14 protein-coding genes and 1 pseudogene are annotated in these 13551 nt (G+C 65.2%); 6 read left to right on the top strand and 9 right to left on the bottom strand.

The window, feature by feature from the left end:
- Positions 1 to 63 precede the first annotated feature (63 nt).
- The 5 genes and pseudogenes from KI242_RS25680 to KI242_RS25660 all read right to left on the bottom strand — a co-directional run.
- Positions 64 to 1245: an aminotransferase class I/II-fold pyridoxal phosphate-dependent enzyme gene (locus tag KI242_RS25680; protein WP_011063274.1), complete on the bottom strand. Its 1182-nt coding sequence runs from the start codon at positions 1243 to 1245 to the stop codon at positions 64 to 66.
- 43 nt (positions 1246 to 1288) lie between these two features.
- On the bottom strand, positions 1289 to 1978 hold the full coding sequence (locus KI242_RS25675) for an ABC transporter permease subunit (protein ID WP_011063273.1): 690 nt from the start codon (positions 1976 to 1978) through the stop codon (positions 1289 to 1291).
- A gap of 9 nt (positions 1979 to 1987) precedes the next feature.
- Positions 1988 to 2701: an ABC transporter permease subunit gene (locus tag KI242_RS25670; protein WP_053153682.1), complete on the bottom strand. Its 714-nt coding sequence runs from the start codon at positions 2699 to 2701 to the stop codon at positions 1988 to 1990.
- 51 nt (positions 2702 to 2752) lie between these two features.
- A complete protein-coding gene (locus tag KI242_RS25665; protein WP_011063271.1) occupies positions 2753 to 3526 on the bottom strand; it encodes a transporter substrate-binding domain-containing protein in 774 nt (257 codons plus the stop codon).
- Positions 3527 to 3575: 49 nt separating this feature from the next.
- Positions 3576 to 4340: pseudogene (locus KI242_RS25660) on the bottom strand (ATP-binding cassette domain-containing protein); the annotation flags it as partial.
- Between the two features lie 255 nt (positions 4341 to 4595).
- On the opposite strand from KI242_RS25660, the gene KI242_RS25655 reads away from it, so the two are divergent.
- The 4 genes from KI242_RS25655 (at position 4596) to KI242_RS25640 (ending at position 8619) form a co-directional block, all read left to right on the top strand.
- On the top strand, positions 4596 to 5516 hold the full coding sequence (locus KI242_RS25655) for a LysR substrate-binding domain-containing protein (protein ID WP_015636908.1): 921 nt from the start codon (positions 4596 to 4598) through the stop codon (positions 5514 to 5516).
- Between the two features lie 123 nt (positions 5517 to 5639).
- Positions 5640 to 7247, top strand: a complete 1608-nt coding sequence (locus KI242_RS25650; protein WP_212805658.1) for a 5-guanidino-2-oxopentanoate decarboxylase — start codon at positions 5640 to 5642, stop codon at positions 7245 to 7247.
- A 96-nt stretch (positions 7248 to 7343) separates the two neighbouring features.
- Positions 7344 to 7820, top strand: coding sequence for an HIT family protein (locus KI242_RS25645; protein WP_011063267.1), 477 nt, complete (start codon positions 7344 to 7346; stop codon positions 7818 to 7820).
- Position 7821: 1 nt separating this feature from the next.
- Positions 7822 to 8619: a GNAT family N-acetyltransferase gene (locus tag KI242_RS25640; protein WP_212805657.1), complete on the top strand. Its 798-nt coding sequence runs from the start codon at positions 7822 to 7824 to the stop codon at positions 8617 to 8619.
- A gap of 8 nt (positions 8620 to 8627) precedes the next feature.
- Here the strand turns inward: KI242_RS25640 and KI242_RS25635 are convergent, their stop codons facing one another.
- From KI242_RS25635 to KI242_RS25625, 3 genes are all read right to left on the bottom strand, one after another.
- On the bottom strand, positions 8628 to 9485 hold the full coding sequence (locus KI242_RS25635) for a DUF4087 domain-containing protein (protein WP_212805656.1): 858 nt from the start codon (positions 9483 to 9485) through the stop codon (positions 8628 to 8630).
- A gap of 78 nt (positions 9486 to 9563) precedes the next feature.
- On the bottom strand, positions 9564 to 10187 hold the full coding sequence (locus KI242_RS25630) for an SMI1/KNR4 family protein (protein ID WP_053153669.1): 624 nt from the start codon (positions 10185 to 10187) through the stop codon (positions 9564 to 9566).
- A 36-nt stretch (positions 10188 to 10223) separates the two neighbouring features.
- On the bottom strand, positions 10224 to 10619 hold the full coding sequence (locus KI242_RS25625) for a GNAT family N-acetyltransferase (RefSeq protein WP_053159982.1): 396 nt from the start codon (positions 10617 to 10619) through the stop codon (positions 10224 to 10226).
- 453 nt (positions 10620 to 11072) lie between these two features.
- Here KI242_RS25625 and KI242_RS25620 point away from each other — a divergent pair, with 453 nt between their 5' ends.
- Both KI242_RS25620 and KI242_RS25615 read left to right on the top strand, forming a co-directional pair.
- Positions 11073 to 11603, top strand: coding sequence for a DUF3592 domain-containing protein (locus KI242_RS25620; protein WP_212805655.1), 531 nt, complete (start codon positions 11073 to 11075; stop codon positions 11601 to 11603).
- Positions 11604 to 11607: 4 nt separating this feature from the next.
- Positions 11608 to 12192, top strand: coding sequence for a hypothetical protein (locus KI242_RS25615; protein ID WP_015636901.1), 585 nt, complete (start codon positions 11608 to 11610; stop codon positions 12190 to 12192).
- Positions 12193 to 12216: 24 nt separating this feature from the next.
- Here the strand turns inward: KI242_RS25615 and KI242_RS25610 are convergent, their stop codons facing one another.
- The gene (locus KI242_RS25610; protein ID WP_123431385.1) at positions 12217 to 13464 is read right to left on the bottom strand and encodes an aspartate aminotransferase family protein; all 1248 of its coding nucleotides are present in this window, start codon (positions 13462 to 13464) and stop codon (positions 12217 to 12219) included.
- Between the last annotated feature and the right edge of the window lie 87 nt (positions 13465 to 13551).

The raw sequence follows: 13551 nt of genomic DNA, 5'->3' as shown, positions 1-13551 counted from the left end.
AGTAAGGCGCAGCAGTGTTCTTGTCGGAGGTACCAGGGCCGCTGGGCGGCCCGGGTCATGCGTTCAGCGTTGTGCGCCCAGGGTTTCGACAAAGCCGGCAATGCGCTGGCAGGCGTCCTTGAGCACCTCGTCGGCGACGGTGAAGGAGATCCGCACGAAGCCCTCGGCACTGGCGCCGAAAGCCTGGGCGTCGAGCACCGAGACCCCGGTGGCGCGGAACAGCTGCCAGGCGAAATCCATGCTCGACAGGCCGGTGCGGCGTACGTCCACCAGCATGAACATCCCGGCTTCCGGCTCGCGGCAGTCCAGCAGTTGCACCTGCTTGAGGCCCGCCACCACCAGGTCGCGGCGCCGGCGATAGACCTCGCGGGCGCTGCCGATCACTTCTTCATCGAGTTCCAGGGCCTTGAGCGCGGCTTCCTGGATAAACCCCGGCAGGCCGTAGAGCATGCACAGCAAGAGGTTGTCCAGATGCCCGACCAGGGCCGGCGGGGCGATCACCCAGCCCACGCGCCAACCGGTCATGGCATGGGTTTTCGACAGGCTGTTGAGGATTACCGTGCGCTCGGCCATGCCCGGCAGCGAAGCGATGCTCAGGTGTTCGCGGTCGTAGGTCAGTTGCCCGTAGACCTCGTCGGAGATCACCCAGAGGTCATGCTTGCGCGCCACCTCGGCCACGGCTTCCAGCTCCTCACGGCTGTAGACGTTGCCGGTGGGGTTGCACGGGGTGGCCAGGGCAATGCCGCGAGTCTTGTCGGTGAGCGCCGCTTCCAGGGCCGCGGCGGTCAGGCGAAAGCCATTGGCCGCCGGCTGCTGGACGCAGGCGATCTGCGCCCCCGAGGCGTGGATGCAGGCCTCGTAGGTCAGGTACATGGGTTCTGGCACCAGCACTTCGTCGCCGCTGCTGAACAGGCACAGCGATGTGGCGAACAAGCCGTTCTGCGCACCCGCCACCAGCGCCACGTTGTCGGCGCTGACCTCGATGCCCAGCAGGCGGCGCTGCTTGGCGGCGATGGCCTCACGCAGGGCCGGGCGGCCGAGGACGTGGGTGTAGTGGGTGTCGCCTTGCTCCAGGGCGGCACTGGCGGCAGCGCTGATGCGCTCGTCGGTGGCGAAGTCCGGGTCACCGACGCTGAGCACGATCACGTCTTCGCCGCGCCCACGGGCCTCGATGGCCGCGTAGTGGATGTCCCAGGCGCTGACGGATTCGCCGCTGATGCGCTGTACGAAAGGTGAGTAACGCATGTTGTTCTCCTCACGGGCCTCGCTGCCCGCGCAATGAATGGGTTCAGGCCTGACGCTGGGGGACCTTGCCCAGGCGTGCGCACAGATGTTCGATGACAAAGGCCAGGACGATGTAGATCAGTGCCACGGCCAGCAGCGGCTCGTAGACTTTCAGGGTCTGGGCCCGTACCAGGTTGGCCGCGCCCAGCAGGTCGGTGACCGCCACGGTGGACGCCAGTGCAGTGGCCTTGAGCAGCAGCACGCATTCCCCCACCAGGGTCGGGCGCACCAGTTCCAGGGCCCGGGGCAGCCACACCCGGCGCAGGGTCAGCCAGTGGCCCATGCCATAGGCGCGAGCGGCTTCCAGCTCGCCTCGGGGCACGGCCCGCAGGCCGCCACGCAGCACTTCGCCGACGTAGGCGCCGACACTCAGGGTCAGGGCCAAGGCCACATACCAGAAACCTTCGCGCAGGTAGGGCCAGAGAAAGCTGCCGCGAATCGGCGGGTAGGCGGCGAACAGGCTGCCGACCCCGTAATAGAGGATGTAGATCTGCACCAGCAGCGGGGTGCCGCGAAACACACTGATGTAGAACTGCATCGGCGCACGAATCAGAGGGTTGCGCGACACCCGGCCCAGGCCCACCACTACTGCCAGGGCAAAGCCGCAGATTCCGCTCAGCAGCAGGAGCTTGAGGGTGATGCCCAGGCCGCGCAGCAGCTCGCTGGAAAAACCGTTGATCCAGGAAAAGTCCATCCGAGCCTCCTAGTGCTGGGGCAGCCAGCGGTTGGTGCGTCGTTCGAGCACGCGGAACACGCTGCCGGACACCAGGGTGATGACGAAATAGAAGGCCGCGACCGCCAGGTAGAACACCAGGTAATGCTTGGTGGAACCGGCCGCCTGTTTGCCCACCGAGAGCAGCTCGCTGTAGCCGACGATGCTGATCAGCGCGCTGTCCTTGACCAGCACCAGCCACAGGTTCGACAGCCCGGCCATGGCGTAGGGCAGCATGCTCGGCAACAGGATGCGCCGCACCAGCAGCCAGCGCTCGATGCCGTAGGCCCGGGCCGCTTCGATCTGACCGTGGGGGATGGCCTGGATCGCGCCCCGGATGATCTCCGCCGAATAGGCGCCCTGGACGATGCCCAGCACCAGTACCGCGGCAATGAAGCCGTTGACCGTGACACTCGGCCGGTCCATGGCCGCCATGGCCATGTTCAGCAGGTCGGTGCCGGCGTAGTAGAGCAGCAGAATCAGCAGCAGTTCGGGCATGGCCCGGTACAGGGTGGTGTAGGCGTTGGCCAGCTTCACCAGCCAGCGCGGGCCCTTGAGCTTGATCATCGCCACCAGCAGGCCGATGCCCAGGCCGAGCACAAAGGCCCCGGCGGAAATCTGCAGGGACACCAGCGCGCCCTGGGCCAGGGCGCCGAGCCAGCCGTCGGCGACGAACAGTTGGGAAAGGTCGGACAGAGAAATCATGACGTATCCAGTCAACGCCGGCGGCCCGCGCAAACGGGCCGGCCGGACGGCTTAGTTGGCAGAAATGTCGACGCTGAAGTAGCGGCTGCGGATCTTGTCGTAGGTGCCATCGGCCTTGAGCGAGGCCAGGGCGGTGTTGATCCGCTGCTGCAGGGCGCTGTCACCCTTGCGCAGGCCGACCCCGATGCCGGAACCGAACAGCGGGTCCTTGGGCGCCAGGCCCTTGTCCGCCAGACCGGCGCCGGCCGCGGTCTTGAGGATCGGCTCGATGGTCAGGGCGTCGGCCAGCATCACGTCGATCCGCCCGCTCTGCAGGTCGGCGATCATGTCGTCCTGGGTGGTGTAGTAGCGCAGGGTCGAGGTCTTGCCGTAGTAGGTCTTGGCGAAGGTCGCGTTGGAGGTCGAACCCTGCACGCCGATCAGCTTGCCCTTGAGGCCTTCGGGGGTGGTGACCAGCTCCAGGCTCTGGTCGGCGACCCACATGGCCGGGGTCTGGTAGTAGGGCGCAGAGAAGTCGATGACCTTTTCCCGTTCGTCGGTGATGCTCAGGGAGTTGAGGATGGCGTCGATCTGGCTCGATTGCAGGGCCGGGATCAGGCCGTCCCAGGCCACTTCCTTGAGTGGGCACTGGGCCTGCATGCGGTCGCACAGAGCCTTGATCAGCTCCGGTTCGAAGCCGCTCCAGTCGCCGTTGCCGCTTTTCATCGAGAACGGCGGGTAGGGTTCCAGGGCGATGCCGAAGACGATCTTGTCGGCGGCCACGGCGTGGCTGGCCAGTGCACTGAACAGGCAACCGGTGGCGAGCACCTTGAGCAGGTTTTTCATGGCTTTACCCTTTATCGAAGTTGTTGTTTTCAAGGATTGAAGCGAAACGTCAGACGCGGTTTTCCTGAGCCATGACGAATTGCCGGCAGCGCTCGCTGACCGGGTTGAGGAACACTTGCTGGGGTGGCCCTTCTTCTTCCACCAGCCCCTGGTGAAGGAACATCACCTTGCTCGACACGTCCCGGGCAAAGGCCATTTCGTGGGTCACCAGGATCATGGTACGGCCTTCCTCGGCGATGCCCTGGATGACCTTGAGCACTTCGCCCACCAGTTCCGGGTCCAGGGCCGAGGTCGGTTCGTCCATCAACAGCACCTGGGGGCGCATGGCCAGGGCCCGGGCGATGGCCACCCGCTGCTGCTGGCCGCCGGAGAGAAAGGAAGGGAAAGCGTCGCGCTTGTTGGCCAGGCCGACCTTTTCCAGCAGGTGCTCGGCATGGGCGATGGCGTCCTTGCGGTCTTCACCGAGGACATACACCGGCGCTTCGATGACGTTTTCCAGGACGGTGCGGTGGGGCCACAGGTTGAAGCTCTGGAACACCATGCTCAACTGGGTGCGCAGGCGCGCCACCTGGGCCGGGTCGGCGACCTGCGGGTTGCCGGCACGGTCGGTCCTGATGCGCACTTCTTCGCCATTGATGCGCAGGCTGCCGCTGCAGGGAATCTCCAGCAGGTTGATGCAGCGCAGCAGGGTGCTTTTGCCCGAGCCGCTGGAGCCGATCAACGACACCACTTCGCCTTCATTGGCGCGCAGGGCGATGCCCTTGAGCACGTGGTGATCGGCGTAGCTCTTGTGCAGATCATCGATCGCCACCACGGGATTGACGGAGTTGGGCTGCGATTGCAAGGGTCGACCCTCTTGTTATTGTGCGATGGCCGGGCAGTACCCGGCACAGGGTAGGGCTTGAGAATTAGCCATCGACGGCGGCGGGTCAATCGAGCATTTTTAGTGGGATACGGTAATTTTTTTCAGTAATGGGCTTTTTTTTCGGCGACGAGCAAGGCTATTGCCGGACGCCGATTGCAGCTATGGTGCTGCCACTCGTTTTTTTGTAGTCGAGGCATGATCGGTATGCGTTATCCCTCCATGACCGCGTTGCGCGCTCTGGACGCGGTGGCCCGCCTGGGCAGTGTCGCCGAGGCCGCCAATGAGCTGAACCTGACGCCCAGCGCCATCAGCCACCAGATCAAGAGCCTGGAGCAGACCCTGGGGTTTGCCCTGACCGAGCGCCAGGGCCGCAGCATTCGCATCACCTACCAGGGGGAGCGCTATGCCCGGGACATCCACCTGCTGCTGGCCAATATCCTCGAGGCCGGCCAGCGCTCCGATGGCCAGCAGGTCAGCGGCCGGCTGTGCATCAGCAGCCCGCCGGGGTTCGCCACCTATTGGCTGTGCACCCATATCGCCGAATTCCAGGCGCTGTATCCCCAGGTTGAACTGCAGTTGGTGTCGCCCCGCACTCCGGGGGACACCAGCGACAGCAGCGTCGATCTGTTCGTGGCCTATGGCATGGGCGACTGGCCCAACCAGCACGTGCAGAAGATCGTCTCCCTGCGCTATTTCCCGGTGTGCAGCCCGAGCCTGGTGAATGCCATGGGTGGCCTGAAAACCCTTGATGGCCTGGATCACGCCTTGCTCCTGCACATGATCGACTACTCCGACTGGCGGGTCTGGCTGGCGGCCGCCGGGGCGCCGAATGTCGACGTGCGCCGGGGCATCGTGTTTGCCGACGCGCACTTCGTGCAGTCGGCCTGCATCGCCGGCCAGGGCATTGCCATGGGCGACAACCTGATCAGCGGCGAAGCCCTGGCCCGGGGCCAACTGGTGCAGCCCTTCGGCACCGAGATCGAGTCCAATCGCGGCTACTACCTGGTGGCCGACCTGCTCAAGTCCGAGCGGCCGGTGGTGCTGGCGTTCAGCGAGTGGGTCAAGTCCCAGCTGCAGGGCATCACCCGCTTGCACCCGGAACCCCGTCGCAACGGCAAAGCGTGAATTTTATTGAGCAATCGCCGCGATTTTTTTCGATTGTTGCCCCTTGGGTGCAGCGACTAATGTCCCTCGACATCAGCCGGGCGCAGGGTGTCGCCCGCACATAAGAACAAGAGGAAGTAGTCGATGACCACCTGTGCGCAGTCCCTGGTTCGTTTGCTGGAAGGTTATGGCGTGGACACGGTATTCGGGATTCCCGGCGTACACACCGTCGAGCTCTATCGCGGCCTGCACGGCAGCCGCTTGCGCCACGTCAGCCCACGGCATGAACAGGGGGCCGGGTTCATGGCCGACGGCTACGCCCGGGCCAGCGGCAAGCCTGGGGTGTGCTTCATCATCACTGGCCCTGGCATGACCAATATCCTCACGGCCATGGGCCAGGCCTATGCCGATTCGGTGCCGATGCTGGTGATCTCTACCGTCAACCGTCGCGAGCACCTGCGCCTGGGCCACGGCCACCTGCACGAACTGCCGGACCAGCGAGCAATGGTGGCCGGGGTCTGCGCCTTCAGCCACACCCTGCAAGCGCCTTCGGAGTTGCCGGAACTGCTGGCGCGGGCCTTTGCCGTATTCAAGTGCGCACGGCCGCGGCCGGTGCACATAGAGATTCCCCTGGACGTGCTGGAGATGCCCGCCGATAACCTCAACCTCATGCCCCGCAGCCTGCCTGGCGCGCCGGCGCCGGCCGGGGCTTCGATCGAGGCGGCGCTGGCCTTGCTCAACAGTGCCCACCGCCCGTTGATCCTGGCCGGTGGTGGTGCCCGGGGTTGCGCCGAGGTCCTGCGGCAATTGGCCGAGCGCCTGCAGGCGCCGGTGGCCCTGACCACCAACGCCCGCGGCCTGCTGCCTTGCGGCCACCCGCTGTTGCTCGATGGCGTGCAGTCCTCGGCCCATGGCCGGGCGCTGATCGACGAAGCGGATGTGGTGCTCGCCGTGGGCACCGAGCTTGGGGAAACCGACTACGACTTCTTTGGCCTCGGGCCGCTGCGCTTCAAGGGTTCGCTGATTCGCCTGGACATCGACCCGATGCAGGTCATGGGCGTGCAGCGGGCCCATGTCGGCCTGGTGGGGGATGCCCTGGAAGGTTTGCAGGCACTGCTGGGCAAGGTGGCGCCTGCCAATTCCCGCGGGCGCTGGGCACTGGACAGCGTGCAACGGGTGAACCAGACCGAGCGCGCCGGCTGGACGCCCAAGCAGCAAGGCTTGCAGGGCCTGCTGGACCTGCTGCGGGACAATCTGGATGCACCGATCCTGGTGGGCGACTCGACCCAGCCGGTGTACCAGGGCGCCTGTGGCTACCAGGCCCCGGCTCCGGCCAGCTGGTTCAACGCCGGCAGTGGTTACGGCACCCTGGGATACGGCTTGCCGGCGGCCATGGGCGCCAAGCTGGCGCGCCCCGAGCGGCCAGTGGTGGCCCTGGTGGGGGACGGTGGCTTGCAGTTCGCCAGCGGCGAGCTGATCGCGGCCAAGGAAGCACAGATCGGCGTGATCCTGCTGGTGTGGAACAACCAGTGCTACGGCGAGATCCGCGACTACATGCAGGCGCGGGATATCGTGCCGCTGGGGGTGGACATCCTCACCCCGGACTTCCAGGCCATGGCCCGAAGCTTCCATGTGGCGCACCACCGCGCCGACACCCCCGCGCAGCTGCAAGACCTGTTGCACACCCTCAAGGACAACCGGCAGCCGGTGATGATCGAGGTCGATGCCGGCGCCTACCTGGCGCTGGGCTGAACCCAAGCCGGGCACAAGGAACGCGCTTTACAGGATGCAGGTGGGTTACATTGGCGGCGCCCGCCTGGGCGCGCCTTGCCACTTGAGGATTCAGGGATGAATTGCATTTTCTGCCAGATTGCCGCCGGCACCTTGCCCGCCGCACTGGTGTACCGCGATGAGCACTGCATGGCCTTCATGGACGTGCATCCGCTGGGTGAAGGGCACCTGCTGCTGATCCCCCAGCAGCACGTAGAGAAGCTCGAGCAATTGCCCGGTTTCATCCGCCAGCACCTGTACCAGGTCTTCGATGGCCTGCTGGCGGCGCAACGGCGTGCCGGCTACGGCGTCGAAGGCACCCACCTGCTGGTCAATGATGGCCGCGCCACCAACCAGCACATTCCCCATGCGCACCTGCACTTGATCCCGCGCAAACGCGGCGATGGCCTGGGGTTTGCCGGGCGCTTGCTGCTGCATTTCACTGGCTTGTTCGGCCGCCGGACCCAACTGGAGGTGTTGCAGCAGCAGGCCACGAGCATCGCCGAGCAGGTGCGGGTGCCCTGGGTCAGTGAAACCCCGGTGGGTAACCGCTGATATGCACCTGAGCCGCGCGCTGGCGCTTGAATATGCCGAAACCCAATACCTGCGGGCCCGGGTCCAGGGTCTGGCGAGCCTGCCGGGCAACCCTTATCGGGCCTGCCTGTATGGTGAGCCGGGTTGTGGTGTCTTCGTCGTCGGCGGCAACCCCAGCCCGATGATGAACCGGGTACATGGCGACAGGGCGCAGGATGCCCGGCGCCTGGTCGATCTGCTGCAGAGCTGCGTGGCTTACGCCCCGGCGATCGCCTTGATCGCCGAGTCAGCCAAGGTTGTGCCCACCCTGGAGCTGCAAGGGCTGCCGTTGCAGCGCCTGAAGGGCTGGACTCATGGGCAGCTGTTCGCTCCTGTGGGCGAGATTGTGGCGCCGCCTTCAGTGCTGGATATCGAGCCGGTGACCGCCTCGACGCTGGAAGTGTTCTGCACGCTGCACCGCGAAGGCTTCAATACCCCTGCGGCCGCTCGGCCAGCCACCCAGGCGGCCTTTGGTGGCTTGCTCAACGATGGGCGCGGGCATTTGTACCTGTTGCGGGAGCAGGGCGTTGCGGTGGCCGGCGCGGCGCTGTTCGTCGCCGACAACGGCGTGGCGTACCTGGGCACCGCCTTTACCACCCGGGCCGCGCGGGGCCTGGGTTTTCACCGGGCCCTGATCGCCCATCGCTTGCAGCAGGCTGCTGCTTTGGGGGCCCGGAGCGTGGCAGCCACCGCCCTGGTGAACTCGCAAAGCCGGCGCAACCTGGAGCACTGCGGCTTGCGCTTGTCCCACCTGCAAACCCTGTATCGGGCCGTGCCTTAGTGCGGGTTCTATTGCGCCGCTGGCACCGGGTCGAAGCGGATCGAGTGCAGGATCGCGTCCAGGATCGCGAAGTCCTGGAAGAACCCCACGCTGTCAGCCACCACCCGGCGCCGGCCACTGTCGAGCAACGCCATCAGGCAGGTGCCACCATAGGCGTGAAAGCCGGTTTCCTCATCGCTGATGCCGCAGGTCTGATAGGCCCGCAAGCCTTTCCAGCCGGGGCCTGAGATGTCCTGCACCGGGCTGGGTGCATCCCTTCCGGCGCTGCGCATCCAGACGCCGTTTTCCTGATAGAAAAACAGCTCTTCGGCGGCCTGTTCCAGGCTGCCCTGCCGCAGGCACAGGTGCAGGGTGTATTCCTCCTGGGGGCGTTTTTTCGGGTGGTCCAGGGTGAGGCAGTTCTGCGTCTGGCTGAGCTTCCAGCCTTTGGGGTACTGCAGGCTGAATCCCGGGCCCTTGAAGCGTTGCGAATCCTTGGGCAATACCGGAACCCCGTCTTCCTCCCGCAAGGGTTCGTACAGGCTGGGATCGTTGCGACAGGCTGACAGCGGTCGGGCCTTGGCCTTGTGCAATTGGTCGAGGCGATGAGTCCGGGGATCCGCACTGGCGCTGACACAAGCGCAGCCGTAGCCGTAGTGATTGTTGGTGCGCACCCATTGCTGGTCGTTGAAAGTGGGCCACTCGCCCTCGGCCTGATAGCCGCCCTGGCTGGCGATCTCCCAGACGCCATCGCGGTCGGTCAGGGTGGCGTTGGCTGGCGTCGGGTTCTCGAACCAGCCGCACCGGCGTTCGACTTTGGCTGGCGCGGCACTGGCGGTTAAGGCAAGCAGTACCAGGAGTGTGCAGATCAGGGCACGCTGAAACATGAAGCATCCTTGTTCGAGGGTAGGAACCGCAGGTCGTGTGCTGGCATTAGCTTCGGCAGAGGCTGGAATCCTGGTTCATCAATAGCGCCACTTGCGTACCAGGTCCTCGCCGTAGCGCTGGCTGATCAATGCTTCGGCAGCATCATCGTCGTCGTATACCTCCGCCAGGCAGAGCAGCATCAGCGTATCCAGGTACTCCTCGGGGGAGTCGAAGAAGCGTGTCAGCGCCGCACCTGTGTCGTGATCGAAGTAGTAGACCGCGCCGGATTCGCGGTGAAAGCAGAACAGGTTGCCATTGCCCAGGTAGTCGCCGAAGGCCACCAGCTTGCCTGCCAGTATCAGGTCGACATCGCTGATCTCGACGATACCGGGATAAGCCTCCAGCAACGGCTGGATCGGCGTGTGCCCGGGCCCGACGCTGCACAGGACCTCCGCCAGGGACAGCACCCCCAATTGCCGATGGTAGTCGCGCAGCGATCGAGGCAACGGGCAGCCCAGGCGTTGCTCCAGCGCCTGCAGGGCGTCCTCGCTGACAGGCGTCAATTCCGGTTCGTTGACGTGCCCTTCCCATAGCGCGCCGTAGGCGCCAATCGCGGCCAGGTACCAGTTCAGCCGTGCAGCCTGGTCAGGCAGGTCCGGCCAGGCCAGGGGCGGGCAGCCGGCGGGGGGCCAGTCGGCGTTGGAGTCGTGCTGTTCGGACATGGGTCTTCCTTGGATGAGCTGGAGGCGGGGGAGTGATTATGCGCGATGGCGCGTGCGTTCCAGAGTGATGATCGAGGGTTCGAAGCCCAGCGAGCTGAAAAATTCCGCTGCCCCGGGGCGCCCGGCCCGCAGGACCCAGGTGATCTCGGGGTTGTCGCCCATCACCCAATGCACCAGGGCGCGGCCGATACCACGCCGCTGGTGCTGCTCGGCAACGACCACCATGGACAGGTAACCGTTGGACAGACCGTCGCAGATGCCTCGGGCGAAGCCGACGATCTGCCCCTGCAGAAGGGCGACCGCCGTGCGCTGGGAGTTTGCCAGCAACTGGGCGAAGTATTCGCTGCTGCCCACCCGATGGCCCCAGCCGTTATCGCCGAGAAACTGCCGCAGTGCTTCGCTTTCAGCTGCGTGTGCGTCGCGGATCAGCATGGTGAACTCTCCAATGGGCAAGTACGGGCAGATCGCGCCCCGACTGTGCTCGGGGCCGACCCATGTAGTTGAGTGCTTCGGCCCAGTGGGCATCGTTGTCGCAGCGGCGTGCCGGCTCGACCGTGGGCGACCTGGAGGATACAAGCCTGCCTCGGAAACTGGCAGCCCTCGGTGCCTGAACGCAACCGGCCAAGGGAGCTCTTCGAAACTCGTACGGCTGTTCGCGGCGTTCAGGCATTGGCCACGGATTTGTGGCCAGGGCAACGTGCTGCTCGCCGGCCAATTCCTCCTAGTGTGTTGAAAAAAACGCCGGGAGCAGGTCCGGGGCCTGGAACTTCCGCCGGTATTTGCGGACAAATTCCTCCAGGGCAATGCCCGTCGGAAATTCGGTTTGCAAGCGCTGGCGACAGGCGCTCAGGCCGCTTTCCAGGGCGCCTGAACGCCGTTGCCGGAATGCGCTTGCGTCGCGGCAGTGGTTTTTCTGGAGGCAGGTTTCTTGTTATCGTGGCCTCCCTCTTTCACGGACGAATATCGAGACAGCCCATGGCTAACTCCACCCCGTCACGCTTTGGCAAGATCCTCCAGGGTCTGCTGTTCGCCCTGATCGGCATCGGCCTGTTGGTCATTGCAGTCAATCTCACCCTTGATCGCCGCGAGTTCCTCGCCAGCGCCCAGACCGCCGACGGTATCGTCAGCGATTTGAATGCCGGGGGTTCGCACCCCGAGATCGCCTTCACCAGCAGTACCGGTGAGAAGATTTCCTACCCCCAGGGTGGCTTTATCTTCGGCTACCAGAAGGACCAGCCGGTGCGGGTGTATTACCAGCCCGAGCGGCCGGCCAACAGTGCAATCATCGACGACCCGGCAGCGCTCTGGGCCACCTCGGGTGTGCTCGGCCTGATCGGTCTGGTATTTACCCTGGCCGGCCTGGTGGGTGTCATCAGCCATCGCGGACGAGCCACACAACGAGCAAAAGGACTTTGACCCCATGAACCTCAGCATTCCGATTCCGGTCAACGAAAGTAAATGGCTGTACCAGACCGCCAGCGGCGGCGGCCTGACCGTAGCCCTCGTGGCCGGCGGTGGTGGTTCGATCACCCTGCGTTCGCCTCAGGGCAAGGACGTCAGCTATCGCTACGGCGGCCTGGGGGTGGGCGCCGGCTTTGGTGGGCGCCTGCCGCGTTTCGGCAAGGTCAATATCCAGGTCAAGGGCAAGAGCGTCAGTGGTGCCGGTGCGGCGGAGGCTTTTCCCAGCACCGGCAAGGTCTTTGTCAGCGATGCCCTTCGCAGCCGGGACCTGACCGAGGACGACATCACCGGGCCTTGCTTCTATACCGAGGTCGGTGGTGGACTGGTGGTGGGCGGTTCGGCCACGGCCCTGCTGTTCGGCCTGGACCCCAAGCTACTGGCCCTGGCCGTCGTTTTGGGAAGCAACCCGGCGACCATGATGGCTTCGATCAAGGTCAACGAGCAGCTGCTGCGTTCGGCCAAGGGCGCAGTGGTCATGGCTGGCATGAACGTCGGACCACAGGCCGGTGGCGGCATTGCCACCTACATGGGCTACCTGTTCTAGCCTCGCCCTGAGGCGCGCCGGGAATCACAGGCGCGCCAGGCATTCCTGGAGAATATCCAGGCCCTCCTCGAAGATTTCAGGCTCGGTGGTCAAGGGCGCCAGCAGGCGAATGATGTGCCGCGACTTGCCGCTGGGCATCAGCAGCAGGCCCGCATCCCGGGCGCTGCCTAGCAGCGTGCTCAGTTGCTCTGGCGCCGGTTCGCCCCGGGCATTGACCAACTCGATGCCGCGCATGGCTCCCACCCCCGTCAGACGGCCCAGGAAGGGGCAGAGCCCACTGCTTTTCCAATGCTCATAGCGCTGCACGATCGCCCGCTCCTGGCGCCCGCCCCAGGCCTGCAGGTGCTCGTCGGTCATTTCATCCAGGGTCGCGAGCGCCGCCGCGCAGGCAATCGGGTTGCCCGAGTAGGTGCCCCCCAGGCCGCCCTTGGGCAGCACGTCCAGCAATGCTTTGCGACCCACCACGGCGCCCAGTGGAACCCCGCCGCCAATGCTCTTGCCCAGCAGGATCAGGTCCGGCTCGATGTTCAGGCGGGAGAAGGCAAAACGCTGCCCGGTGCGGCCGAAGCCGGACTGGATCTCGTCGGCGATCAGCAAAATGCCATGTTCATCGCAGAAGCTGCGCAAGGCCCGGGCGAACGTGGCGTCCAGGGCCAGGAAGCCGCCTTCGCCCTGCACCGGTTCGAGGATGAAGCAGGCCACTTCCTCGACATCGATTTCCACACTGAACAGGCGCTGCATGGCCTTCAGCGCTTCGGCGCAGGTGACGCCGTTGTCGGCGCTGGGGTAGGGCAGGTGGTACACAGGCCCGGGTAGTACACCGACCTTCTGCTTGTAGGGCGCCACCTTGCCGTTGAGGTTGAGGGTGGCCAGGGTGCGCCCATGGAAGCCTCCGTCAAAGGCGATCACCGCGCTGCGCCCGGTAGCTCCGCGCACGATCTTCAGGGCGTTTTCCGCGGCCTCGGCGCCGCTGTTGGTGAGCATGCCGCTGACCGGGTAACTCACCGGGATGAAGTTCGCCAGGCGCTGCATGAACTCGATGTAGGGCCCGTGAGGCGCGGCATTGAAGGCGTAGTGGGTGAGCCGGGTGGCCTGCTGCTGGATGGCTGAGACTATGCGTGGGTGGCAGTGCCCGAGGTTGAGCACACCGATACCGCCGACAAAGTCGATGTAGCGCTTGCCATCGACGTCCCAGACCTCGGCGTTGCGTCCGTGGCTGAGGCGGATCGGGTGGACGGTGGAGATCGAACGGCTGATGTTCTCGTGGCTCATGGATGCGGGCTCTGGGTGCCGGAAACAAGCCGTTATCTAAGCCGGGGCCGGGGGGCCTGGACAAACGAAATAAAGTCGCCGGGTCAG

The sequence above is a fragment of the Pseudomonas sp. Eqa60 genome, assembly GCF_018326405.1.
Classification (GTDB): domain Bacteria; phylum Pseudomonadota; class Gammaproteobacteria; order Pseudomonadales; family Pseudomonadaceae; genus Aquipseudomonas; species Aquipseudomonas protegens.
This window is presented reverse-complemented; position numbering and strand designations above follow the sequence as displayed.